General features: G+C 58.0%; 23 protein-coding genes. 14 read left to right on the plus strand and 9 right to left on the minus strand.

What is annotated here, in order from left to right:
- Positions 1 to 203: 203 nt before the first annotated feature.
- Genes hemY through hemC form a run of 4 tightly spaced genes read right to left on the minus strand, consistent with a single transcriptional unit; the run spans position 204 to position 4,285 of the window.
- Complete coding sequence (gene hemY / locus A1WC_RS24645; protein ID WP_016160069.1) at positions 204 to 1,400, minus strand: protoheme IX biogenesis protein HemY; 1,197 nt, start codon at positions 1,398 to 1,400, stop codon at positions 204 to 206.
- A gap of 3 nt (positions 1,401 to 1,403) precedes the next feature.
- Entirely contained in the window at positions 1,404 to 2,585 is a 1,182-nt protein-coding gene (gene hemX / locus A1WC_RS24640) for a uroporphyrinogen-III C-methyltransferase (protein WP_016160070.1), read from the minus strand.
- 21 nt (positions 2,586 to 2,606) lie between these two features.
- Positions 2,607 to 3,347 carry a uroporphyrinogen-III synthase gene (hemD, locus tag A1WC_RS24635; RefSeq protein WP_016160071.1) on the minus strand — a complete coding sequence of 247 codons (741 nt, stop codon included), beginning with the start codon at positions 3,345 to 3,347 and terminating at the stop codon, positions 2,607 to 2,609.
- Positions 3,344 to 4,285, minus strand: coding sequence for a hydroxymethylbilane synthase (gene hemC, locus A1WC_RS24630; RefSeq protein WP_008807953.1), 942 nt, complete (start codon positions 4,283 to 4,285; stop codon positions 3,344 to 3,346). Before hemC ends, hemD begins: the two co-directional genes overlap by 4 nt.
- Before the next feature lie 357 nt (positions 4,286 to 4,642).
- Here hemC and cyaA point away from each other — a divergent pair, with 357 nt between their 5' ends.
- The gene (cyaA, locus tag A1WC_RS24625; RefSeq protein ID WP_002883383.1) at positions 4,643 to 7,195 is read left to right on the plus strand and encodes a class I adenylate cyclase; all 2,553 of its coding nucleotides are present in this window, start codon (positions 4,643 to 4,645) and stop codon (positions 7,193 to 7,195) included.
- Positions 7,196 to 7,328: 133 nt separating this feature from the next.
- Here cyaA and cyaY read toward each other — a convergent pair whose 3' ends face one another.
- Positions 7,329 to 7,649 carry an iron donor protein CyaY gene (cyaY, locus tag A1WC_RS24620; RefSeq protein ID WP_002883389.1) on the minus strand — a complete coding sequence of 107 codons (321 nt, stop codon included), beginning with the start codon at positions 7,647 to 7,649 and terminating at the stop codon, positions 7,329 to 7,331.
- 138 nt (positions 7,650 to 7,787) lie between these two features.
- On the opposite strand from cyaY, the gene lptM reads away from it, so the two are divergent.
- The 8 genes from lptM (at position 7,788) to corA (ending at position 14,702) form a co-directional block, all read left to right on the plus strand.
- A complete protein-coding gene (gene lptM, locus A1WC_RS24615; RefSeq protein ID WP_004886794.1) occupies positions 7,788 to 7,991 on the plus strand; it encodes an LPS translocon maturation chaperone LptM in 204 nt (67 codons plus the stop codon).
- A 35-nt stretch (positions 7,992 to 8,026) separates the two neighbouring features.
- Positions 8,027 to 8,851, plus strand: a complete 825-nt coding sequence (dapF, locus tag A1WC_RS24610; protein ID WP_016160074.1) for a diaminopimelate epimerase — start codon at positions 8,027 to 8,029, stop codon at positions 8,849 to 8,851.
- Complete coding sequence (locus A1WC_RS24605) at positions 8,848 to 9,555, plus strand: DUF484 domain-containing protein (RefSeq protein WP_008807952.1); 708 nt, start codon at positions 8,848 to 8,850, stop codon at positions 9,553 to 9,555. Before dapF ends, A1WC_RS24605 begins: the two co-directional genes overlap by 4 nt.
- Positions 9,552 to 10,454 carry a tyrosine recombinase XerC gene (gene xerC, locus A1WC_RS24600; protein ID WP_012543237.1) on the plus strand — a complete coding sequence of 301 codons (903 nt, stop codon included), beginning with the start codon at positions 9,552 to 9,554 and terminating at the stop codon, positions 10,452 to 10,454. The genes A1WC_RS24605 and xerC overlap by 4 nt, the downstream gene beginning before the upstream one ends.
- A complete protein-coding gene (gene yigB / locus A1WC_RS24595) occupies positions 10,454 to 11,170 on the plus strand; it encodes a 5-amino-6-(5-phospho-D-ribitylamino)uracil phosphatase YigB (RefSeq protein WP_016160075.1) in 717 nt (238 codons plus the stop codon). Before xerC ends, yigB begins: the two co-directional genes overlap by 1 nt.
- A 63-nt stretch (positions 11,171 to 11,233) precedes the next feature.
- The gene (uvrD, locus tag A1WC_RS24590) at positions 11,234 to 13,396 is read left to right on the plus strand and encodes a DNA helicase II (RefSeq protein WP_016160076.1); all 2,163 of its coding nucleotides are present in this window, start codon (positions 11,234 to 11,236) and stop codon (positions 13,394 to 13,396) included.
- 148 nt (positions 13,397 to 13,544) lie between these two features.
- Positions 13,545 to 13,601 carry a YsgD/CorL family protein gene (ysgD, locus tag A1WC_RS28475; RefSeq protein ID WP_349815745.1) on the plus strand — a complete coding sequence of 19 codons (57 nt, stop codon included), beginning with the start codon at positions 13,545 to 13,547 and terminating at the stop codon, positions 13,599 to 13,601.
- Between the two features lie 150 nt (positions 13,602 to 13,751).
- Positions 13,752 to 14,702, plus strand: coding sequence for a magnesium/cobalt transporter CorA (corA, locus tag A1WC_RS24585; RefSeq protein WP_012543234.1), 951 nt, complete (start codon positions 13,752 to 13,754; stop codon positions 14,700 to 14,702).
- Positions 14,703 to 14,745: 43 nt separating this feature from the next.
- On the opposite strand, the gene rarD is transcribed toward corA, so the two are convergent.
- On the minus strand, positions 14,746 to 15,639 hold the full coding sequence (rarD, locus tag A1WC_RS24580) for an EamA family transporter RarD (RefSeq protein WP_002883402.1): 894 nt from the start codon (positions 15,637 to 15,639) through the stop codon (positions 14,746 to 14,748).
- Between the two features lie 48 nt (positions 15,640 to 15,687).
- Positions 15,688 to 16,152: an acyl-CoA thioesterase YigI gene (yigI, locus tag A1WC_RS24575; protein WP_008807947.1), complete on the minus strand. Its 465-nt coding sequence runs from the start codon at positions 16,150 to 16,152 to the stop codon at positions 15,688 to 15,690.
- A 152-nt stretch (positions 16,153 to 16,304) separates the two neighbouring features.
- On the opposite strand from yigI, the gene pldA reads away from it, so the two are divergent.
- The 3 genes from pldA to rhtC all read left to right on the plus strand — a co-directional run bounded on the left by pldA (position 16,305) and on the right by rhtC (position 19,741).
- Positions 16,305 to 17,165 (plus strand): phospholipase A, encoded by an 861-nt coding sequence (pldA, locus tag A1WC_RS24570; RefSeq protein WP_002883408.1) that lies wholly within the window; start codon positions 16,305 to 16,307, stop codon positions 17,163 to 17,165.
- 67 nt (positions 17,166 to 17,232) lie between these two features.
- Entirely contained in the window at positions 17,233 to 19,059 is a 1,827-nt protein-coding gene (gene recQ / locus A1WC_RS24565; RefSeq protein WP_012543233.1) for an ATP-dependent DNA helicase RecQ, read from the plus strand.
- Between the two features lie 61 nt (positions 19,060 to 19,120).
- The gene (gene rhtC / locus A1WC_RS24560) at positions 19,121 to 19,741 is read left to right on the plus strand and encodes a threonine export protein RhtC (RefSeq protein ID WP_008807945.1); all 621 of its coding nucleotides are present in this window, start codon (positions 19,121 to 19,123) and stop codon (positions 19,739 to 19,741) included.
- A gap of 44 nt (positions 19,742 to 19,785) precedes the next feature.
- On the opposite strand, the gene A1WC_RS24555 is transcribed toward rhtC, so the two are convergent.
- A complete protein-coding gene (locus A1WC_RS24555; RefSeq protein WP_012543232.1) occupies positions 19,786 to 20,694 on the minus strand; it encodes an Rpn family recombination-promoting nuclease/putative transposase in 909 nt (302 codons plus the stop codon).
- A 162-nt stretch (positions 20,695 to 20,856) separates the two neighbouring features.
- Entirely contained in the window at positions 20,857 to 21,477 is a 621-nt protein-coding gene (gene rhtB / locus A1WC_RS24550; RefSeq protein WP_008807943.1) for a homoserine/homoserine lactone efflux protein, read from the minus strand.
- A 109-nt stretch (positions 21,478 to 21,586) separates the two neighbouring features.
- Here rhtB and pldB point away from each other — a divergent pair, with 109 nt between their 5' ends.
- On the plus strand, positions 21,587 to 22,579 hold the full coding sequence (gene pldB, locus A1WC_RS24545) for a lysophospholipase L2 (protein ID WP_012543231.1): 993 nt from the start codon (positions 21,587 to 21,589) through the stop codon (positions 22,577 to 22,579).
- Positions 22,580 to 22,623: 44 nt separating this feature from the next.
- A complete protein-coding gene (gene yigL / locus A1WC_RS24540; protein ID WP_008807941.1) occupies positions 22,624 to 23,424 on the plus strand; it encodes a sugar/pyridoxal phosphate phosphatase YigL in 801 nt (266 codons plus the stop codon).
- Positions 23,425 to 23,479: the final 55 nt, after the last annotated feature.

Below are 23,479 nucleotides of genomic sequence, written 5' to 3' on the forward strand. Positions count from 1 at the left end.
TCGTCCACTGACAGATGTCGCATTTATGCCTCATCAAACACCATGGACATTACGTTGAGTGAAGCACCCAATTTGTTGTCAAACAGACCTGTTTTAACGCCTGCCCTGATTTCAGCGCAGGCGTTTTTTTCTTTCAGGGATCCGTCAACGCGAAGGCGGGGGAGAAGGGCTATCGCCCCGCAGGAGGCGATAGCCATGGCAGGTTACGGCTGAGGATTATTCTGCAGCGTCAGCAGCAGCCCATCGCGGCGCATAGCGGCGGCTTCTTCCGGCTGATGCAGGCGATCCAGGGCATCCGCCAGCCAGGCGTAATCAAAGGCATCCGGACGCTGCTTAAGCGCGGCGCGGAAGGCGATGCTGGCCTCCTGCCATTCGCCGTGCCGCATCAGCGACTGGCCCAGGGTACTCCACAGCAGCGGACGGTCGCCAACGACTTTGATCTGCTGGCGCAGCACTTTCTCCAGCTGTTCCGGGTTATTGGTCTTCAGACGCGGGATCGGCATCACCAGACGGTCATCATACTGTTTCTTCAGACCATCAATGATAATTTGCTGCGCGGTATCGTGATCGTCGCTCTCGATGAGGCGCTCGGCCATTGCCACCTGCAGCGGCACCAGCGCCCGTGTTTTACGGCTCTGGTTGCGCCACCATTCGCGCAACCCTTCGCTGCCGCCGTCGGCCAGCGCTTTATCCATCAGGCCAACCCAGGCCAGCTGTTCCAGCGCAGCGCGGTGCTCTTCATCGCCGACGTTAGCTTTCGCCATCGACGGAATGATGTCCAGCAGCGACTGCCAGGCGCCGGTACGGGTGTATGCCTGTTCGGCGAGGCGCAGCACTTCAGGATGACGTGGAGTAATTTCCAGCAGCTTATCGATGCCATGGCGCGCGGCGTGATTTTCATTACGCGCCAGCTGCAGGCGAACGCGGGTGATTTCCACCGGGATCAGGTCATCGCCCGCCAGCTCGGTGGCGCGCTCCAGATGCTGGTTGGCCCGCGCTTCATCGCCGCGCTGCTGGGCCGCTTCCGCCGCCAGCAGATAGTTCACCACCGGTTGTTCGGCGTGATCGGCATTTTTCGCCATCAGCTTCTCAACCTGCTGGTAATCACCTTCCGCCAGCTTGAGTAGCGCCTGCTCGGTTTGCTTACGCGCGCGACGGCGTTTACGGCCGACAAACCAGCCGCGCGTATGCGCTCCGGTGCGGAAAATGCGGCGCAGCAGCCATTCGATGGCGAACAGCACCACCATGGCGAGGATCAGAATGATCACCAGCCCGGTGACGCTGGTCTCGATATTGTAATTATCGGTCTGGATCAGGACGTAGCCCTGATGCCCGGCGATCATCGGGCCAAGCACGATCCCGGCGATCAACAGCGCGAAGAGTAGAAGAATTTTCAGCATGCGTTACTCTCCTTGCGGCGCAGCAGGGGCGGCCGGTGCAGCAGGGGCTGGTGAGGGCGCGCCGCCCGCGGTAACGGCAGGCTGCGCCATCAGGTTGCGCACCCGGGTCTGCATCAGTTTTTCCAGCAACGCCTGGCTCTGCAGCGTTTCCGGCACCGTCATGGTAATGCTTTGCTGACTGAGCTTATCCACCTCGTCGAGGAAGGCTTTGGTGGTGGCGTCATCAGTATCGTAATAGGCGCGTACCCAGGTCGAGACGTTATCCAGCGACTGTTTCCAGGTCTCTTCCTGATGGCGCGGCACTGCCTGCGCGGCGACCAGCAGGCGAGAGCGAATATTTTCCCGCAGATAGATATCCTGATTCGGCTCCAGCAGCGGGACCGCGGTTTCATCGCGGCGGCGCACGGTGATAAAGCTGTCCATAAAGTTCTGCCAGCTTTTCTGCAGATTGACGCGCCATTCGCTGATAGAGCTGGAAAGCTCGTCGCTATCAGAGTCCATCGGCGAATCGTCATCGTTATTATCGGCCAGCCGCAGGTTGTCGATTTGGTTCGCCAGCTGATTCACCTTGAGGATCATGCCGTCGTAGTCCACCTGGCTTACCGCGGAGAGGGTGGCGATGTCGTCGGTGATCGCCCGGCGGGCGCCGATCAGGCTGGGGTCATTCATGTCGGCGAGGCTGGCGTCGGCGCTTTTTAGCAGCGCGGCGGCGGTAGTGACATCCTGATCGCTCCACAGCTTACGTCCCGCCAGCTTGACGAGGAAATCGGCCTGGGCCAGCAGCCAGGTTTTGGCATCGCTGCCCGAAATCACGGCGACTTTCTGCTGCAACTCATCAAGCTGTTTGGTCAGGGTTTCCTGCTCGTGTTTGGCCTGACTCAACTGGTCGGCCTGCTGTTTGATAATGCCTTCCAGTTCGCTCTTTTGGCTCTCCTGCGCTTTTTGCAGTGCCGCAAGCTGGCCTGATAATTCAGCGGTGGTTGCGTTTTGCCGCGTGGCCTGCTGTTTGTTCAGGCCATACAGGCCGATGCCAGCGGCTATCGCAATGGCGATAGCGATCGCGCTGAGCGCCAGGCTGGTTTTGTTACCCGCCTTCTTCTTATCGTTGTTCTCTGGCTGTGGTGTGGTTTCCACGGCCTCCCTGGTCTCTTCAACCACGGCGGATTGATTTTGTTGTTCCGTCATTATGGCTTCCAATGTTGAGAGTTATTGTAATGCGCGTAGCAGCGCATCGTTGTCAGCGTTATCGGCAACCTGAATCTCCTGCCAGCCCAGTTCCCGGGCCTGAAGGGCCAGACGTTCGCTGACAACGACAAGGCGGCAGTGCAGGAGCCACTGTTCGCGATACCATTGCGGTATGAGCGACCACAGCTGCTGCAGCATCTCACCGCTGGTGACCACCAGCGTGGTGACCCCGCGAGACTGCCAGCGCATCGCTTCTTCTGCGCCATCGTAATGTTTTGCACTACGTTGATAACATTCACAAAATGTGACCCTGGCGCCGCGTTCAGCCAGCGTGGCGCCTAAGAGTTCCCGCCCACCATTGCCGCGTAGGATTAGCGCATTTTTCCCGGCAATGTTTTGTAATTCAGGTAATTGTAGCAAGACTTCGCTAATTTCCCGATCTAACGGGTAACGGATGTGCTGCCCGCTGACCGTATGCAGGGCCAGCGCCGTCGTTCGACCAATGGCAAAATAGTGCGGAGAAGTGGGCCAGGGCAGGCCTTGCTGCTGCAGACGGGCATGGGCGAATTCCACCGCATGCTGGGATAGCGCAAACAGCAGGTCGTCGGACCCCAGATGGGCAAGATGGTCGCCCAGCACGGGAAGCTCCCGGCCAGGCATAAATTCTATCAGCGGAAAGCTCCAGGCCACGCGTCCCATGGCCCGCAGACGGCTGACCAGCGCTTCCCCTTGCGGGAGTGGACGAGTGACCAGGATGCTCATCGTGGGGCTTCTCCATCATAAACTGCCGCGAGAATGTCGCGGGCGCCGTTATCCAGGAGCTCTTCCGCCAGCGAGATGCCGAGCGCTTCGGCCTGCTCTGCTGGCCCGCGCCGTTCGCCGCGTACCATCTGCGAACCATCCGGGGCGCCAACCAGCGCCCGCAACCACAGTTCGCCGTTGACGAGTTCCGCATAGCTGCCAATTGGCACCTGACAACCGCCTTCGAGGCGGGTGTTCATCGCCCGTTCGGCGCGCACGCGTACTGCGGTTTCCGCATGGTTGAGGGGCGCTAACAGCGCCTGGGTCCATGCATCGTCAAGACGGCATTCGATACCCACCGCGCCCTGGCCGACGGCCGGCAGGGATTGCTCCGGCGACAGCGGCTGGCGAATACGCGCTTCCAGTTTCAGGCGCTTCAACCCGGCGGCGGCAAGGATAATGGCGTCATACTCACCGTTATCCAGTTTACTCAGCCGGGTACCGACGTTACCGCGCAGAGAGCGGATCACCAGGTCTGGACGGGTGGCGGCCAGCTGGCACTGACGGCGTAAACTTGACGTGCCAACGACGCTGCCGGCCGGCAGTTCGTCAATTGAGGCATAGTGATTGGAAACAAACGCGTCGCGCGGATCGTCGCGCTCGCAGATGGTGACCAACCCCAGGCCCTCCGGGAATTCCACCGGGACATCTTTCATCGAATGGACGGCGATATCGGCCCGCCCTTCGAGCATGGCGAGCTCTAACTCTTTCACAAATAAGCCCTTGCCGCCCACCTTTGCCAGGGGCGTATCAAGGATGACATCACCGCGCGTAACCATCGGCACCAGCTCGACGTTCAGTCCTGGATGCGCTTGTTCCAGGCGCGCTTTAACATACTGCGCCTGCCATAGCGCAAGCGGGCTTTGCCGTGTGGCAATTTTCAAAACTTTGTCTAACATGCTTGTTACCGTCATTGTCGACCACTATCCATCCTAACATTGTTGTCTTACGGATGTTAGTTTTCACGGTTTATGTGGGAGATGGCTCCGGCCTTCTCTTTTTTAACCTTTCATGCGCGTGGCGGTTGCCGGAGGCGTAGTGAGGAATTTACAGGTAATAAACGGTGCTACACTTGTATGTAGCGCATCTTTCTTTACGGTCAATGAGCAAGGTGTTAAATTGATCACGTTTTAAACCATTTGTCCGTCCGCTGCTCATCACAACCACACCGACGACGAATGGTGACGGTTTTTGTTGAAATACTGAAATCCTCCGTACTATTGTACTTCGGGTTTTTGAACATCAGGCGATATGTCTTGTACCTCTATATTGAGACACTGAAACAGAGACTGGATGCCATCAACCAATTGCGCGTGGATCGCGCGCTTGCTGCCATGGGACCCGCTTTCCAGCAGGTTTACAGTCTACTGCCAACGTTACTACATTATCATCACCCGCTGATGCCGGGTTACCTTGACGGTAACGTTCCCCGTGGCATTTGCCTCTACACGCCTGATGAAACCCAACGCCACTATCTTGAAGAACTGGAGCTGCATCGCGGCATGCAGACCCAGGAGCCGCCGAAAGGCGAGCTGCCGATCACCGGCGTCTACTCGATGGGCAGTACTTCCTCCGTTGGTCAAAGCTGTTCTTCCGATCTGGATATCTGGGTATGTCACCAGGCCTGGCTGGATAGCGAAGAGCGCCAGCTGCTGCAGCGAAAATGCAGCCTGCTTGAGAGCTGGGCGGCCTCGCTCGGCGTGGAAGTCAGCTTCTTCCTGATCGACGAAAACCGCTTCCGTCATAATGAAAGCGGCAGTCTCGGCGGCGAAGACTGCGGTTCGACTCAGCATATCCTGTTGCTCGATGAGTTCTATCGCACCGCGGTGCGCCTCGCCGGCAAGCGTATTCTGTGGAATATGGTGCCGTGCGATGAAGAAGAGCATTACGATGATTACGTCATGGGGCTGTATGCCCAGGGTGTGCTGACGCCTAACGAATGGCTCGATCTCGGCGGCCTCAGTTCGCTGTCGGCGGAAGAGTACTTCGGCGCCAGCCTGTGGCAGTTGTATAAAAGTATCGACTCCCCCTATAAAGCGGTGCTGAAAACGCTGTTGCTGGAAGCCTACTCCTGGGAATACCCCAATAACCGCCTGCTGGCGAAAGATATCAAACAGCGTCTGCACGACGGCGAGATTGTCTCCTTCGGCCTCGACCCGTACTGCATGATGCTGGAGCGCGTGACCACCTATCTGCAGGCCATCGAAGATGAAACCCGCCTCGACCTGGTGCGCCGCTGCTTCTACCTGAAAGTTTGTGAAAAACTCAGCCGCGAACGCGCCTGCGTCGGCTGGCGTCGCGAAGTCGTCAGCCAGTTGGTGAATGCCTGGGGCTGGGACGAAAAGCGTCTGATGATGCTCGACAACCGCGCCAACTGGAAAATTGATGAAGTGCGCAAGGCGCACAACGAACTGCTCGACGCCATGATGCAGAGCTATCGTAATCTGATCCGCTTCGCGCGGCGCAATAACCTTAGCGTCTCCGCCAGCCCTCAGGATATTGGCGTGCTGACCCGTAAGCTGTATGCGGCCTTTGAAGCGCTGCCGGGGAAAGTGACGCTGGTGAACCCGCAAATTTCGCCGGATCTGTCGGAACCGAACCTGACCTTTATCCACGTGCCGCCGGGCCGTGCCAACCGTACCGGTTGGTATCTGTATAACCGCGCGCCGGATATGGAATCGATCATCAGCCATCAGCCGCTGGAATATAACCGTTATCTTAATAAGCTGGTGGCCTGGGCCTGGTTTAACGGCCTGCTGACCTCACGCACCCGCCTGTTTATTAAGGGCAACGGCATCGTCGATCTGGCGAAGCTGCAGGAGATGGTGGCCGACGTGTCGCACCACTTCCCGCTGCGCCTGCCGGCGCCGACGCCAAAAGCGCTGTACAGCCCGTGCGAAATCCGCCATCTGGCGATTATCGTCAACCTCGAATATGACCCGACCGCGGCCTTCCGCAATCAGGTGGTGCACTTCGACTTCCGTAAACTGGATGTTTTCAGCTTCGGCGAAGAGCAAAAATGCCTGATCGGCAGCGTCGACCTGCTGTATCGCAACTCGTGGAACGAAGTACGTACGCTGCACTTTAACGGCGAGCAGGCGATGATCGAAGCGCTGAAAACGATCCTCGGCAAAATGCATCAGGACGCCGCGCCGCCGGACAGCGTGGAGGTGTTCTGCTATAGCCAGCACCTGCGCGGCCTGATCCGCACCCGCGTGCAGCAGATGATCTCCGAATGCATCGAACTGCGTCTCTCCAGTACCCGCCAGGATACCGGGCGCTTCAAAGCGCTGCGCGTCTCCGGCCAGACGTGGGGGCTGTTCTTCGAGCGTCTTAACGTTTCGGTGCAGAAGCTGGAAAACGCCATTGAGTTCTACGGCGCTATCTCGCACAACAAGCTTCACGGGTTGTCGGTGCAGGTGGAAACCAATCACGTTAAGCTGCCGGCGGTGGTGGATGGTTTCGCCAGCGAAGGGATTATTCAGTTCTTCTTTGAAGATGCGGATAACAACGACAGCGGCTTTAACATCTATATTCTTGATGAGAGCAACCGCGCCGAGGTCTATCATCACTGCGAGGGCAGTAAAGAGGAACTGGTGCGCGACGTCAGCCGCTTCTATTCGTCATCGCACGATCGTTTCACCTACGGCTCCAGCTTTATCAACTTCAACCTGCCGCAGTTCTATCAGATTGTCGAGGTAGACGGGCGCACCCAGGTGATCCCCTTCCGCACCCAGGCGATTGCCGCCGCGATACCCACCAGCCAGGACGTTACCGCTTCGCCGGTGCTGCAGCAGCGCTACTCGTAGATTTGGCCCGGATAAGGCGTGAGCCGCTATCCGGAGATCTTCCCTGCTGGCGCTGCGCTTAGCAGGGCTACGGTTCTAAGTCGTCGGGTAGCCCGGATAAGGCGCGATGCGCCGCCATCCGGGAAACACGTCATTAACGGAATTTCACCGTCTCACCGGCCTGCTGGCTCGCCGCCTGCTCCAGCAAATCCCAGAAGGTCTCGCCGCTGCGATCGCAGATCCACTCGTCGCCTTTGAGATCAAAATGGTAGCCGCCCTGTTTGGTGGCCAGCCACACCTGGTGCAGCGGCTCCTGACGGTTAATAATGATTTTGCTGCCGTTTTCAAAGCTGATGGTCAGCACGCCGCCGTTGATTTCACAGTCGATGTCGCTATCGCCGTCCCAGTCGTCCAGGCGTTCTTCGATGGTCATCCACAGGCTATCCGCCAGGCGATGGAATTCACTGTCGTTCATGGTTCTATCCTGCTTTTTTGAAGATGGCGGCAGTATAGCGCGAAACAAAAGCGCGCGCAGTCGGATGCTAAACGCTTGCTTTTACGTCTTCTCCTGCGATGATAGAAAGCAGAAAGAATGAATCACGGGCAACTATCAATGAAAAACGTTTTTCCTACGCTTGCCGTTTTGTTTGCGATCTTCAGCCTGACCGGCTGCGGTCTGAAAGGGCCTCTTTATTTCCCGCCGGCGGACAAAACCGCGCCGCCGCCGACCAAACCGGTTAACCCGGGCATTCAGAGCTCAACGCCGGATCGTAACGATCGTGGCGATACCGGTGGTCCGAGCCAGGTCAATTACTAACGATAACGTTCTGTTCCGCGCAACTGGAGTAGATGATGCAGTTCTCTAAAATGCATGGCCTTGGCAACGATTTTATGGTCGTTGACGCGGTAACGCAGAATGTTTTTTTCTCGCCGGAGTTGATTCGCCGCCTGGCAGATCGCCATCTTGGCGTCGGGTTCGATCAGCTGTTGGTCGTCGAGCCGCCCTACGATCCCGATCTGGATTTTCATTACCGGATCTTTAACGCCGACGGCAGCGAAGTGTCGCAGTGCGGCAACGGCGCGCGCTGTTTTGCCCGCTTTGTCCGGCTGAAAGGCCTGACCAATAAACGTGATATTCGCGTGAGTACGGCCAACGGGCGTATGGTATTAAGCGTAACGGAAGACGATCTGGTGCGGGTGAATATGGGCGAGCCTAACTTTGAGCCGTCCCAGGTGCCGTTCCGCGCCAACAAAGCGGAAAAGACCTATATCATGCGTGCCGCCGAGCAGACAATATTGTGCGGCGTGGTGTCCATGGGGAATCCGCACTGCGTCATCCAGGTGGATGACGTGGATACAGCGGCCGTAGAAACCCTCGGCCCGGTGATGGAAAGCCACGAGCGTTTTCCGGAGCGCGCCAATATCGGCTTTATGCAGGTGGTCGGCCGGTCCCACATCCGTCTGCGCGTCTACGAACGCGGCGCGGGGGAAACCCAGGCCTGCGGCAGCGGCGCCTGCGCCGCGGTGGCGGTGGGGATCCAACAGGGGCTGCTCGCTGAAACGGTACGCGTGGAATTGCCCGGCGGTCGTCTTGATATCGCCTGGAAAGGCCCGGGCCAGCCGCTGTTTATGACCGGCCCGGCGGCCCATGTCTATGATGGATTTATTCATTTATGAAACCAATCGGGGAAGAACAGCAGGAGGTTACCAGCGCGTTGAACGATCGGGCGGTGGTGGACTATCTGTTGCAACATCCTGAATTTTTTATTCGTAATGCCGCCCAGGTTGAACATATCCGTGTCCCGCATCCGGTCCGCGGTTCGATTTCGCTGGTGGAGTGGCACATGATGCGGGCGCGTAACCATATTCATGTGCTGGAAGAGAATATGTCGCTGCTGATGGAGCAGGCGGTCGCTAATGAAAGCCTGTTCCAGCGCCTGCTACAGCTGCAAACGCGGCTGGCGGCCGCGGAGAGCCTCGACGATATGCTCAACCGCCTTCATCGCTGGGCTCGCGAGCTGGGGTTAGCTGGCGCCACGGTGCGCCTGTTCCCTGACTGCTGGCGCCTCGGCGCGCCCTCGAAGTTTACCCATTTGGCGTTAAGCCGGCAGGCGTTTGAGCCGATCCGTATTCAACGTCTGGGCCAGGCGCGCCACTATCTTGGGCCGCTGAACGGTCCGGAGCTGCTGGTGGTGCTACCGGAAGCGAAGGCCATTGGATCCGTGGCGATGTCGATGCTGGGCGGCGATAACGCTCCGGGCGTGATGCTCTTTAGCAGCCGCGATGCGCAGCATTATCAGTCAGGGCAAGGGACGCAGTTGCTGCAGGAAATTGCGCAGATGCTCCCTGGCCTGCTGGAGCGCTGGATTGAACGCGCATGACCGACTCTCCGCTTTTCGCCTGCGTCGACCGCTTCCTGCGCTATCTCGGCGTTGAGCGTCAGCTTAGCCCGATTACGCTGACTAACTACCAGCGTCAGCTGGACGCGTTGATCGCCCTGGCGGATGAGGCTGGGCTGAAAAGCTGGCAGCAGTGCGATGCCGCTCAGGTGCGTAGCTTTGCGGTACGCAGCCGCCGTGCGGGTTTAGGCCCGGCGAGCCTGGCGCTGCGGCTTTCCGCGCTACGCAGCTTCTTTGACTGGATGGTCAGTCAGGGCGAACTGGCCGCTAACCCGGCGAAGGGGATTGCGGCTCCGAAAATTCCCCGCCACTTGCCGAAAAATATCGATGTCGATGATGTAAATCGGCTGCTGGATATCGACCTCAACGATCCGCTCGCGGTGCGCGACCGGGCGATGCTGGAAGTGATGTACGGCGCGGGATTGCGTCTGTCTGAGCTGGTCAACCTTGATATTAAGCACCTCGACCTCGAAAGCGGTGAGGTTTGGGTGATGGGCAAAGGCAGCAAAGAACGCCGTTTGCCGATCGGTCGTAACGCGGTGGCGTGGATTGAGCACTGGCTGGATTTGCGCGGCCTGTTCGGTACTGACGACGACGCGCTGTTTTTGTCGAAGCTGGGTAAACGCATTTCGGCGCGCAACGTGCAGAAGCGATTTGCCGAGTGGGGGATTAAGCAGGGGCTGAACAGCCATGTGCACCCGCACAAGCTGCGCCACTCCTTTGCCACCCATATGCTGGAGTCCAGCGGCGATCTGCGCGGCGTGCAGGAGCTGTTGGGCCATGCTAACCTCTCCACCACTCAAATCTATACCCATCTTGACTTTCAACACCTTGCCTCGGTGTACGATGCCGCGCATCCGCGCGCTAAACGGGGGAAATAATGCGTTTTTACCGACCTCTGGGCCAGATTTCCGCACTGACGTTTGACCTGGACGACACCCTATATGATAACCGCCCGGTGATTGACCGGACGATGCACGAATCGCTGGCCTTTGTGCGCAATTACCATCCGTCGCTCAGCCAGTTCGATGCCCATGAGCTTAATCAACTGCGTCAGACGCTGCTGGCATCTGAGGCGGAGATCTACCACGACGTGACCGTCTGGCGCCATCGTGCGCTGGAGCTCGGCATGCGTAACGCTGGACTCTCCGCCGAAGCGGCAAAAGCCGGCGCCGATGCGGCGATGGAAAACTTCGCCCACTGGCGCAGCCGGGTCGATGTTCCGCAGGAGACCCACGATACGCTGGCGAAGCTGGCACAGAAGTGGCCGCTGGTGGCCATTACCAATGGCAACGCCCGCCCCGAGCTGTTCGGCCTGAGCGACTATTTCCGCTTCGTGCTGCGCGCGGGTCCGGATGGTCGTTCCAAGCCGTTTGCCGATATGTATCACCTGGCGGCGGCGCGTCTGAATTTACCGCTCGGGCACATTCTGCACGTCGGCGATGATCTGACGACCGACGTCGCCGGTTCGCTGCGCTGTGGGATGCAGGCCTGCTGGATCAAACCGCAAGGCGCGGACCTGATGCACACCGCGGACAGCCGCCTGCTGCCGCATATTGAAATTTCACGGTTGGCATCTCTGACCTCGCTGATATAATCACCAGTCACTCTGTATATATTAACAGGGGTTCATGGAACCCCTTCTCTTCCGGCGGTGCCAATGGACGTTTCTTACCTGCTCGACAGCCTTAATGACAAACAGCGTGAAGCCGTAGCGGCCTCGCGCACCAATATGCTGGTTCTGGCAGGGGCGGGCAGTGGTAAGACGCGCGTTCTGGTGCACCGTATCGCCTGGCTGCTGAGCGTGGAGAACTGCTCGCCGTACTCGATTATGGCGGTGACCTTTACCAACAAAGCGGCGGCGGAGATGCGCCACCGTATCGGCCAGCTGATGGGCACTACCCAGGGCGGCATGTGGGTAGGCACCTTCCACGGCCTCGCGCACCGCCTGCTGCGTGCGCATCATCTGGACGCCAACCTGCCGCAGGATTTCCAAATCCTCGACAGCGAAGACCAGCTCCGTCTGCTGAAGCGTCTGATTAAGGCGATGAACCTCGATGAGAAGCAATGGCCGCCGCGTCAGGCGATGTGGTACATCAACAGCCAGAAAGATGAAGGGCTGCGCCCGCATCACATTCAGAGCTACGGCAACCCGGTCGAGCAGACCTGGCAGAAGGTCTATCAGGCCTACCAGGAGGCCTGCGACCGCGCCGGGCTGGTGGATTTCGCCGAGCTGCTGCTGCGCGCGCACGAGCTGTGGCTGAACAAGCCGTATATCCTGCAGCACTATCGTGAGCGTTTCACCAATATCCTCGTCGATGAATTCCAGGACACCAACAACATCCAGTACGCCTGGATCCGCCTGCTGGCGGGTGATACCGGCAAAGTGATGATCGTTGGCGATGATGACCAGTCGATTTATGGCTGGCGCGGCGCGCAGGTCGAGAACATTCAGCGCTTCCTCAACGACTTCCCCGGCGCGGAAACTATTCGCCTGGAGCAGAACTATCGTTCAACCAGCAATATTCTTAGCGCTGCCAACGCCCTGATTGAAAACAACAACGGGCGCCTGGGCAAAAAGCTGTGGACCGACGGTGCCGACGGCGAGCCGATTTCGCTGTACTGCGCCTTCAACGATCTCGACGAAGCGCGCTTCGTGGTGAACCGCATTAAAACCTGGCAGGAGAACGGCGGCGCGCTGGAGCAATGTGCCATTCTCTATCGCAGTAACGCCCAGTCGCGCGTGCTGGAAGAGGCGCTCCTGCAGGCCAGCATGCCGTACCGTATCTACGGCGGTATGCGCTTCTTCGAACGTCAGGAAATCAAAGATGCGCTCTCTTACCTGCGCCTGATTGCCAACCGTAACGACGATGCCGCCTTTGAGCGGGTGGTCAATACGCCGACTCGCGGCATCGGCGATCGTACGCTGGACGTGGTACGCCAGACCTCGCGCGATCGTCAGCTGACGCTGTGGCAGGCCTGCCGCGAGCTACTGAAAGAGAAAGTGCTGGCTGGCCGTGCCGCCAGCGCTCTGCAGCGCTTTATGGAGTTGATTGACGCGCTGGCGCAGGAAACCGCCGATATGCCGCTACATGTTCAGACCGATCGGGTGATTAAAGACTCCGGGCTGCGCGCGATGTACGAGCAGGAGAAAGGCGAGAAGGGCCAGACCCGTATTGAAAACTTAGAGGAACTGGTGACGGCGACGCGCCAGTTCAGCTACAACGAAGAAGATGAAGACCTGATGCCGCTGCAGGCGTTCCTCTCCCACGCCGCGCTGGAAGCGGGCGAGGGGCAGGCGGACACCTGGCAGGACGCGGTTCAACTGATGACCCTGCACTCGGCGAAAGGGCTGGAATTCCCGCAGGTGTTTATCGTCGGCGTCGAAGAAGGGATGTTCCCGAGCCAGATGGCGCTTGATGAAGGCGGCCGCCTGGAAGAAGAGCGTCGCCTGGCCTACGTTGGCGTGACGCGCGCCATGCAGAAGCTGACGCTGACCTACGCCGAAACCCGCCGTCTGTACGGCAAAGAGGTTTACCATCGCCCGTCGCGCTTTATTGGAGAACTGCCGCAGGAGTGCGTAGAAGAAGTGCGTCTGCGGGCCACGGTGAGCCGTCCGGTAAACCACCAGCGACTGGGGGCGCCGATTGCCGAGAGCGATACCGGCTACAAGTTAGGTCAGCGGGTGCGTCATCCGAAGTTTGGCGAAGGCACTATCGTCAACCTCGAAGGCAGCGGCGAGCACAGCCGGCTGCAGGTAGCTTTTCAGGGCCAGGGAATCAAATGGCTGGTGGCGGCTTACGCGCGGCTTGAGACGGTGTAACTTTAAGAAAAATATCATTATTTTGTAATATTCTGCTACCTTTATACGTTAAGGCGCCTGATTTGCGCTTTCGCGTTCCGTTGCGTGTTGACGCCGATTTTGCGCTGGCGTAACATGCGCGCACGATTACGCTAAGAGGACATTCGCCTTGGACACACCCAGTAGATGCTGGCTCAACTTCCTGTCATTCAGGAACAACTCCTAAGGCTATCCTCTTATGCTGATAGCCTTAGCGGTTGTCAGCGACCTGCCCTATTCCCGTCGCGCTGAGTCAGGCTTAATGGTCTGAAACCCAATTTGTTTCTGTGTGCCCACCGAACTGTCCGATAATTTTTTTGCATTGGGAGTCCCGGTCATGCTGAGCGCATTTCAACTGGAAAACAATCGTTTAACGCGCCTGGAAGCCGATGAGATCAAGCACCTCGCCAGCTCGGTGTGGGTCGATCTGGTCGAGCCTGACGACGATGAGCGAAGCCGCGTGCAGACGGAACTGGGTCAGAACCTGGCGACGCGCCCGGAACTGGAAGATATCGAAGCCTCCGCGCGTTTCTTTGAAGATGAAGACGGGTTACACATCCACTCGTTCTTCTTTTTTGAAGATGCGGAAGATCACGCCGGCAACTCTACCGTGGCGTTTACCATCCGCGAAGGTCGCCTGTTCACGCTGCGCGAGCGCGAACTGCCCGCTTTCCGCTTGTACCGTATGCGCGTGCGCAACCAGACGCTGGTCGACGGTAACGCCTATGAACTGCTGCTCGACCTGTTCGAAACCAAAATCGAGCAGCTGGCGGATGAAATTGAAAATATCTACAGCGACCTGGAAAAGCTGAGCCGCGTGATTATGGAAGGCCATCAGGGCGACGAGTACGATGAAGCGCTGTCGACGCTGGCGGAACTGGAAGATATCGGCTGGAAGGTCCGCCTCTGTCTGATGGATACCCAGCGCGCGCTGAACTTCCTGGTGCGTAAGGCGCGCCTGCCGGCGGGCCAGCTGGAACAGGCGCGGGAGATCCTGCGCGATATCGAATCCCTGCTGCCGCACAACGAATCGCTGTTCCAGAAGGTGAACTTCCTGATGCAGGCGGCGATGGGCTTCATCAACATCGAGCAGAACCGCATCATCAAGATCTTCTCGGTGGTGTCGGTGGTATTCCTGCCGCCAACCCTGGTGGCGTCCAGCTACGGGATGAACTTTGAATTTATGCCGGAGCTGCACTGGAGCTTCGGCTACCCGGGGGCGATCGTCTTTATGATGCTGGCCGGCCTGGCGCCATATCTCTACTTCAAGCGTAAAAACTGGCTGTAAAAAAAGGGAGCGGCGGCTCCCTTTTTTACTGGCTGAGGCCGGCTTAGCCTCTGCGCAGCCGGCGCTGGGTATACAGCGCATCGACGATAAATACCGCCAGCGCGACCCAGATAAAGCCGAAGGTCACCATTTTATCCTTGCCCGGCACTTCGCCGTAGAACGTCACCGCCAGCAGGAACATCAGCGTTGGGCCGATGTACTGGAAAAAGCCCAGCGTGGAGAGCCGCAGGCGCGTTGCCGCGCCAGTGAAGCACAGCAGGGGAATGGTCGTGACCACGCCCGCGGCCATCAGCAGCAGATTGAGCGACCAGGGGTTCTCCCCCATATGGCTGGTCGGGCTATCAGTGATGCCAAACAGCCAGATTGCCGCCACCGGCAGTAGCCACAGCGTTTCCACCAGCATGCCGGTCTGCGCGTCGACAGCGATTTTCTTCCGCACCAGGCCGTAAAAGGCAAAACTGAAGGCCAGCCCAAGGCCGATTATCGGCAGCGAACCAAAGGTCCACAGCTGGACCAACACGCCGCAAAAGGCGAGGATCACCGCCAGCCACTGCAGGCGACGGAAGCGTTCGCCGAGGAAAATCATCCCCAACAGAATATTTACCAGCGGGTTGATAAAGTAGCCGAGGCTGGCTTCCAGCATATGGTGGTTATTCACCGCCCAGATGAACAACAGCCAGTTACCGCCGACCAGCACTGCCGAGAGCGCCAGCAGGAAGATCTTGCGCGGCGTCTTCAGCAGCTTTTTCACCTGCGGCCACTGGCGGCTGACGCTGATGAGCGCCACCATGAAGAAGAAGGACCAGATCACGCGATGGGTCAGAATTTCATCGGCGGGAACATAGTAGATAAGTTTGAAGTACGCTGGCGCGATACCCCAGATAAAGTAGGCGGCGAGGGCCAGAATGATCCCCAACCGCGTCTGTTTCGCATCCATCGGTAAAATCCATTGCCAAAGAGAGTGATGTTACTCGATTTTGGCCAATCAACCCACCATATAGGTGGCCGTTGCGCTGGCAATATAGACCTGAGCTTCGTTATGCAGTTCCACGCGGGCTACCGCCACTTTATTGCCGGCGCGCAGCAGGCTGCTGGTGGCGGTAAACCGTTCACCGCGGCCCGGACGCAGGTAGTCTACGCGCAGGTCGATGGTTCCCATGCGGGAGAGGCGTTGGCGCAGCTCTTCTTCGTTGATGGTGTCATGGCGGGTGAGGGTGCTGCCGACGCAGACCAGGCCAGCGGCGACGTCCAGCGCGGAGGCGATCACTCCGCCATGCAAAATACTCTGCGCCCAGTTGCCGACCATCATCGGCTGATTATTAAAGCTGAGCTGGGCAAACGCCTTTTCATAGCGCTCCAGTTCGAGACCGAGGGCGCGGTTAAACGGCATGTGATAGACGAAAATCTCCCCCACCAGTTTCAGCGCTGCTTCGGCAGTAAGTTCAGACATAACACCGGTTCCATTCGTTAACAAAATGTTGATTTTATGCTTCTAAAATATTGATTTCCACTTTCGGAGCGGATTAGGGGGCAGGTGATTAATAAACAGGTAGAATGGCTTCAGGTTAAACAAAAATAAAAACTATTTATCAGGAGACCAGCATGCGTATCTCTTTGGCCTGCCTGGTGGCGCTGTGCGCGCTACCGGCCGGTGTTATGGCGCAGGATGCGTCGGTTCACGACAAACCGGCAGTGCGCGGCAGCATTATCGCCAACCTGCTCCAGGACCATGATAATCCTTTCCTGCTCTACCCTTATGAGAGCAACTATTTGCTCTACACATGGACCAGCGACCTCAATAAAGAGGCGATCCGCAGCTATGACTGGGCCGAAAATGCCCGTAAAGATGAAGTGAAATTTCAGCTGAGTCTGGCGTTTCCGCTGTGGCGCGGCATCCTGGGTGATAATTCGCTGCTCGGCGCATCGTACACCCAGAAATCCTGGTGGCAGCTCTCCAACAGCAAAGAGTCGGCGCCGTTTCGCGAAACCAATTACGAACCCCAGCTGTTTTTGGGCTTTGCGACCGACTACCAGTTTGCCGGCTGGACGCTGCGCGACATCGAGATGGGGTATAACCACGACTCGAATGGTCGTTCCGACCCCACCTCGCGCAGCTGGAACCGGCTTTACGCCCGCCTGATGGCGCAAAACGGCAACTGGCTGGTGGAAGTGAAGCCCTGGTATGTGGTGGGCAACACCGATGATAACCCGGATATCACCAAATATATGGGCTATTACCGGCTGAAGGTGGGCTACCAGCTGGGAGAGGCGATCCTCAGCGCGCAGGGGCAATATAACTGGAACACCGGCTATGGCGGGGCGGAGCTCGGCGTGAGCTATCCCATTACCAAACATGTTCGCGCCTATACGCAGATCTACAGCGGTTACGGCGAATCGCTTATCGACTACAACTTCAATCAAACGCGCGTCGGCGTCGGGCTAATGCTCAACGATCTGTTTTAATCGTTGCACTCTGGCTCACAGGCGCTGAAAATAGCGCCTGTTTTCTTTTCAGGCAAATGGGGTCAACGTGGCACAGGCGGAAGTATTAAATCAGGAATCGCTGGCGAAGCAGGTTTTACAAGAGACCTTCGGCTACCAGCAGTTCCGTCCTGGCCAGGAAACGATTATCGAGACGGTGCTTGAGGGCCGGGACTGCCTGGTGGTCATGCCGACCGGTGGCGGTAAATCGCTGTGCTATCAAGTGCCGGCGCTGGTCATGGGCGGTTTGACGGTGGTGGTCTCGCCGCTGATCTCGCTGATGAAAGACCAGGTCGATCAACTGCTGGCCAACGGCGTGGCGGCGGCTTGTCTGAACTCGACGCAAAGCCGCGAGCAGCAGCAGGAGGTGATGGCCGGCTGTCGCAGCGGGCAGGTTCGTCTGCTGTATATCGCGCCGGAACGGTTGATGCTGGATAACTTTCTTGAGCATCTGGCGAACTGGAACCTGGCGATGCTGGCGGTAGACGAAGCGCACTGTATCTCCCAGTGGGGCCATGACTTCCGTCCGGAATATGCCGCGCTGGGCCAGCTGCGCCAGCGGATGCCGCAGATCCCGTTTATGGCGTTGACCGCCACCGCCGATGACACCACCCGCCGTGATATCGTCCGTCTGCTCGGGCTTAACGATCCGCTGATTCAGGTCAGCAGCTTCGATCGGCCGAACATCCGCTATATGCTGATGGAGAAATTCAAACCGCTCGACCAGCTGATGCGCTACGTTCAGGATCAGCGCGGCAAATCGGGCATCATCTACTGCAACAGCCGCTCGAAAGTGGAAGATACCGCCGCGCGTCTGCAGAGCCGCGGCATCAGCGCGGCGGCTTACCATGCTGGTCTGGAAAACGCCGTTCGCGCCGACGTGCAGGAGAAATTCCAGCGCGACGATCTGCAGATCGTGGTGGCGACGGTGGCCTTCGGGATGGGTATCAACAAGCCGAACGTCCGCTTTGTGGTGCACTTCGATATCCCGCGCAATATTGAATCCTACTACCAGGAAACCGGCCGCGCCGGGCGTGATGGCCTGCCGGCGGAAGCGATGCTGTTTTACGATCCGGCGGATATGGCGTGGCTGCGCCGCTGTCTGGAGGAAAAACCCGCCGGACCGCTACAGGATATCGAGCGGCATAAGCTGAATGCGATGGGGGCGTTTGCCGAAGCGCAAACCTGTCGTCGTCTGGTGCTGCTGAACTACTTTGGCGAAGGGCGCCAGGAGCCGTGCGGCAACTGCGATATCTGTCTTGACCCACCAAAGCAGTACGATGGCTTAATGGATGCGCGCAAGGCGCTGTCAACGATTTACCGGGTGAATCAACGTTTCGGGATGGGTTACGTGGTGGAGGTCCTGCGCGGGGCCAACAACCAGCGCATCCGTGACATGGGCCACGATAAGCTGCCGGTTTACGGTATCGGCCGGGAGCAGAGTCACGAGCACTGGGTGAGCGTGATCCGCCAACTGATTCACCTTGGGCTGGTGACGCAGAATATCGCCCAGCACTCCGCACTGCAGCTGACCGAAGCCGCACGACCGGTGCTGCGCGGCGAGGTGCCGCTGCAGCTTGCCGTACCGCGTATCGTGGCGCTGAAGCCGAAGGCGATGCAGAAATCCTTTGGCGGCAATTATGACCGCAAGCTGTTTGCCAAGCTGCGCAAATTGCGTAAAGCGATCGCCGACGAAGAGAATATCCCGCCATACGTGGTCTTCAACGACGCGACGCTGATCGAGATGGCGGAACAGTCGCCACTCACCGCCGGCGAGATGCTCAGCGTCAACGGCGTGGGGACGCGTAAACTTGAGCGCTTCGGTAAAGAATTCATGGCATTGATACGCGCTCATGTCGATGGTGATGATGAGTAGTCAGCCGCGGGAAAAGGTGCCAGAATAGTTTCCCTCTTCACTATTTTCCTGCGAGTTAACTATGCTGATGCTTTTCCTCACCGTGGCGCTGGTGCATATCATTGCGCTGATGAGCCCGGGGCCGGACTTTTTCTTTGTCTCACAAACGGCCATCAGCCGCTCGCGCAGAGAGGCGATGATGGGTGTGCTGGGGATCACCTGCGGCGTCATGATCTGGGCGGGGGTTGCCCTGCTCGGCCTGAACCTGATCCTCGCGCAGATGGCGTGGCTGCATAACATCATCATGGTCGGTGGCGGCCTGTATCTGTGCTGGATGGGCTACCAGATGCTGCGCGGCGCGCTGAAAAAAGAGGCGGTGGCCTCGGCGGAGCCGCAGGTGGAGCTGGCCCGCAGCGGACGCAGCTTCGTGAAGGGACTGCTGACCAATCTGGCGAATCCGAAAGCGATCATCTACTTCGGCTCGGTGTTCTCGCTGTTCGTGGGTGACAGCGTCGGCGCTGGTGCGCGCTGGGGTATTTTCCTGCTGATTATCGTCGAGACGCTGGCCTGGTTTATGGTGGTTGCCAGCCTGTTCGCCCTGCCGGGGATGCGCCGCGGCTATCAGCGGATGGCGAAGTGGATCGATGGTATCGCCGGTACGCTGTTTGCGGGATTCGGCATCCACCTGATTATCTCGCGTTAACCGGTATGCTGTTTCCCACCCGGCTGTTTCCGGGTGGGAAAGTGTCAGTGGCGAAGCCGCTGCAGCTCATCCTCAGCCAGACCGGTCATTTCCATAATAGCTGCGTCATCAATACCGCGTTTGCGCATTGCTTCGGCAACCTGCAGCAAGGCCTGGTGTTTACCTTCTTTTATGCCCTGCTGTACGCCTTTCTCCATACCTTCTGCAAGCCATGTTTCCGCCAGCGTCATCAGTAATCCTCCATGCTGCGGCACGCGCTGTGCCAGTCCGTACAAGAGTGTCCGTGTATCCTCGGCATCTCCTGCCTGAGCCATATAGTTTACCAATACGGTGATTTGTTGTCCGCTCATCTGCTCCAGCAGTAAGAGATGGGTCAACTTATCCAGCAATTGCGCCATATCGCGCTGGCGGATGTGCTTTTGCACCAGCGTCAGGGCTGCCATGCTGCGGTGCTGCATGATGTCGTCGTCGGGGATCACCGTGATATCGACCAGCGGAAACGCCCCGCTATAGAGCTGGCGGGCGGTCTCAGGATCGGCAAAATTATCCAGCCAGCGCATCGACCAGGGATAGGGGCTGCGTCGTCCCTGATAAAAGAGAATAGGGATAACCAGAGGCAGCGTTTTATGGCCGCTCTCCAGGTGCCGCTGCATGGCGGCGACAGCATAGCGCATTAAGCGAAAGGCCATCAGCTTATCAGGTGCGCTCTGGTGCTCGATCAGAACATGGACATAGCCCGCACCGCGGGTGGTTTCCAGCGAATAAAGGATATCACTGTAGTAAGGCCTGAGATCGTCTTCGAGAAAGCTGCCGGATTCCAGACGCAGGGTATCCAGTTTGCAGATCTGTGTTAACGACGAAGGCAGGTGGAGCTCGATAAAATCGCGCGCCGTCTCTACCCGCGAGAGAAAGGTTTTAAATACCGCATCATGAGGAGTCGCCGTTTCCGCCATCGCCGTTCATCCGTGAATCACGTATCTGGCGGCATCCTGACACGGTGGGTTCAACGCCGACAGCGGGTAAAAAAATTAATTACCCGCTTTGCGTGTCGGCTCGTGCAGAGAGTGCGCGTTTTTCGCCCGGCAAACCTCTCTTTGCGAGCGAGATTCCATGATTCAGGCGTGACGGGCGGAGGCGAGCAGCGCCCCGACCAGCATAAACAGCGAACCAAAGACTTTGTTCAGCGCCTTCATCTGCTTTGGCCCTTTGATCCATGCGGAAATGCGCTGCGCCAGGGTCGCATAGCCAATCATCACAATGATATCGACGACAATGGTGGTGACGCCCAGAACAAGATACTGCATCACCTGTGGCTGGTGCGGCAGGATAAACTGCGGAAACAGGGCGGCCAGAAACACAATGCTTTTGGGGTTGGTGAGATTCACGAACACCGCGCGCTGGAACAGTTTGCCGCGCGTCTGCGCCTTCGCCAGCGTATTCAGGTCGATCGCCCCCGCCGCCCGCCATTGCTGGATCCCCAGCCAGATAAGATAAGCCGCGCCGGCCCATTTCAGCACTTCAAAGGCCAGCACCGAGCGGGAGAAAAGGGTGCCGAGACCAACACCAACCAGCACGATATGAATAACCAGCCCGGTCTGCAAACCGGCAATCGACGCCGCCGCGCCGCGGTAACCGTGGTTAATGGAGGTGGTCATGGTATTAATCGCTCCGGAACCTGGTGACAGGCTGAGAATGATTGATGTCAGCAGGTAGGCGAACCACCACTCAATGGTCATGAGAAACTCCCTGATTGTCTGTTTTTATGCCACAATACGCTATTGTGTCAGCATTGTGTGATACAGGGCAAAAAAACGATTTTCAGCGGTTAACAGGGGTGTAAACCCGATGTTTGGGCAGAAAAAGGACTGGGAAACACGAGAAAACGCGTTTGCGGCCTTTAGTATGGGGCCGCTGACGGATTTCTGGCGACAGCGCGAAGAGGCTGAATTTAAAGGCGTCGATGATGTACCGGTACGCTTTGTTCGCTTCTGCGCGCAAAATAACGATCGTCTGGTGCTGATTTGCCCCGGGCGCATTGAAAGCTACGTGAAGTATGCCGAAGTCGCCTACGATCTCTTTCACAGCGGCTTTGACGTGATGATCATCGATCATCGTGGCCAGGGACGCTCGGGCCGCCTGCTCTCTGATACCCACCGCGGACACGTCGTCAACTTCAGCGACTATGTCGATGACCTGGCGGCGCTCTGGCAGCAGCAGGTGGTCCCCGGACACTGGCGAAAACGGTTTATCCTCGCTCACTCTATGGGCGGGGCGATTGCCACGCTTTTTCTGCAACGTTACCAGGCGCATTGCGATGCGATTGCGCTCTGCGCGCCGATGTTCGGGATTATCATTCGATTGCCGGACTGGATGGTGCGCCATATTCTCGACTGGGCTGAGGGCCATCAGCGCATTCGCGAAGAGTATGCCATCGGCACCGGGCGCTGGCGGGCGCTGCCTTTTGCCGTTAACGTGCTGACGCACAGTCGACAACGCTATCGTCGCAACTTGCGCTTCTATGCCGATGAACCGCGACTGCAGGTTGGCGGCCCGACCTGGCACTGGGTGCGGGAGGGCATGCTGGCCGGCGACGAAGTGCTGGCGAATGTGGAAAAAGATACCGCCCCGACGCTGCTTTTACAGGCGCAAGAGGAGCGGGTGGTCGATAATCTGATGCACGACCGCTATTGTGAATTACGGGCCGCTGCCGGCCATCCCTGTGAGGGCGGTAAACCGCTCGTCATTGAAGGGGCATATCATGAGATCCTTTTTGAAAAGGACGCTATGCGCTCAGTCGCGCTCAATGCCATCGTCGAGTTTTTCAATCGACATACTTAATCCGACGATAACGCTCGTCGCCCTGCTTAGAGGTTAACTTTTTTATGTACCAGGTTGTTGCGTCTGATTTAGACGGCACGCTGCTTTCCCCCGATCATTTCCTGACCCCGTATGCCAAAGAGACGCTGAAATTGCTCACCGCCCGTGGGATCAATTTCGTCTTCGCCACCGGCCGTCACTACATCGACGTCGGGCAGATCCGCGATAATCTCGGCATCCGGTCGTACATGATCACCTCTAACGGCGCCCGGGTTCACGATAGCGATGGCCAGCAGATCTTCGCCCATAACCTCGACCGCGATATTGCCGCCGACCTGTTTGAGATCGTGCGTAACGACCCGAAAATCGTCACTAACGTCTATCGGGAAGACGAGTGGTATATGAACCGCCATCGTCCGGAAGAGATGCGCTTCTTCAAGGAGGCGGTGTTTAACTACAAGCTGTATGAGCCGGGCGAACTGGATCCGCAGGGGATCAGCAAAGTATTCTTTACCTGCGAGGATCACGAGCATCTGCTGCCGCTGGAGCAGGCGATGAACGCCCGCTGGGGCGATCGCGTGAACGTCAGCTTCTCCACCTTAACCTGCCTGGAAGTCATGGCGGGTGGGGTATCGAAGGGGCATGCGCTGGAGGCGGTAGCGAAAATGCTCGGTTACACTCTTGCCGATTGCATCGCCTTCGGCGACGGTATGAATGATGCTGAGATGCTGTCGATGGCCGGCAAGGGCTGCATCATGGCCAACGCCCATCAACGGCTGAAGGATCTGCATCCGGAACTGGAAGTGATCGGCAGCAACGCCGACGATGCGGTCCCGCACTACCTGCGTAAGCTATACCTCGACTGAAAAAGATTGACGACTGGCGAATAACTGTCCAGTCGTCAACCTGACTCTTCGCTAC

This window comes from Klebsiella sp. KTE92, assembly GCF_000398905.1.
Taxonomy (GTDB): domain Bacteria; phylum Pseudomonadota; class Gammaproteobacteria; order Enterobacterales; family Enterobacteriaceae; genus Klebsiella; species Klebsiella variicola.

Coding starts and splice junctions, on each gene's coding strand:
- hemY (WP_016160069.1), bottom strand. CDS start 1,400: ATGCTGAAAATTCTTCTACTCTTCGCGCTGTTGATCGCCGGGATCGTG.
- hemX (WP_016160070.1), bottom strand. CDS start 2,585: ATGACGGAACAACAAAATCAATCCGCCGTGGTTGAAGAGACCAGGGAG.
- hemD (WP_016160071.1), bottom strand. CDS start 3,347: ATGAGCATCCTGGTCACTCGTCCACTCCCGCAAGGGGAAGCGCTGGTC.
- hemC (WP_008807953.1), bottom strand. CDS start 4,285: ATGTTAGACAAAGTTTTGAAAATTGCCACACGGCAAAGCCCGCTTGCG.
- cyaY (WP_002883389.1), bottom strand. CDS start 7,649: ATGAACGACAGTGAATTCCATCGCCTGGCGGATAGCCTGTGGATGACC.
- lptM (WP_004886794.1), top strand. CDS start 7,788: ATGAAAAACGTTTTTCCTACGCTTGCCGTTTTGTTTGCGATCTTCAGC.
- dapF (WP_016160074.1), top strand. CDS start 8,027: ATGCAGTTCTCTAAAATGCATGGCCTTGGCAACGATTTTATGGTCGTT.
- A1WC_RS24605 (WP_008807952.1), top strand. CDS start 8,848: ATGAAACCAATCGGGGAAGAACAGCAGGAGGTTACCAGCGCGTTGAAC.
- xerC (WP_012543237.1), top strand. CDS start 9,552: ATGACCGACTCTCCGCTTTTCGCCTGCGTCGACCGCTTCCTGCGCTAT.
- yigB (WP_016160075.1), top strand. CDS start 10,454: ATGCGTTTTTACCGACCTCTGGGCCAGATTTCCGCACTGACGTTTGAC.
- uvrD (WP_016160076.1), top strand. CDS start 11,234: ATGGACGTTTCTTACCTGCTCGACAGCCTTAATGACAAACAGCGTGAA.
- corA (WP_012543234.1), top strand. CDS start 13,752: ATGCTGAGCGCATTTCAACTGGAAAACAATCGTTTAACGCGCCTGGAA.
- rarD (WP_002883402.1), bottom strand. CDS start 15,639: ATGGATGCGAAACAGACGCGGTTGGGGATCATTCTGGCCCTCGCCGCC.
- yigI (WP_008807947.1), bottom strand. CDS start 16,152: ATGTCTGAACTTACTGCCGAAGCAGCGCTGAAACTGGTGGGGGAGATT.
- pldA (WP_002883408.1), top strand. CDS start 16,305: ATGCGTATCTCTTTGGCCTGCCTGGTGGCGCTGTGCGCGCTACCGGCC.
- rhtC (WP_008807945.1), top strand. CDS start 19,121: ATGCTGATGCTTTTCCTCACCGTGGCGCTGGTGCATATCATTGCGCTG.
- A1WC_RS24555 (WP_012543232.1), bottom strand. CDS start 20,694: ATGGCGGAAACGGCGACTCCTCATGATGCGGTATTTAAAACCTTTCTC.
- rhtB (WP_008807943.1), bottom strand. CDS start 21,477: ATGACCATTGAGTGGTGGTTCGCCTACCTGCTGACATCAATCATTCTC.
- pldB (WP_012543231.1), top strand. CDS start 21,587: ATGTTTGGGCAGAAAAAGGACTGGGAAACACGAGAAAACGCGTTTGCG.
- yigL (WP_008807941.1), top strand. CDS start 22,624: ATGTACCAGGTTGTTGCGTCTGATTTAGACGGCACGCTGCTTTCCCCC.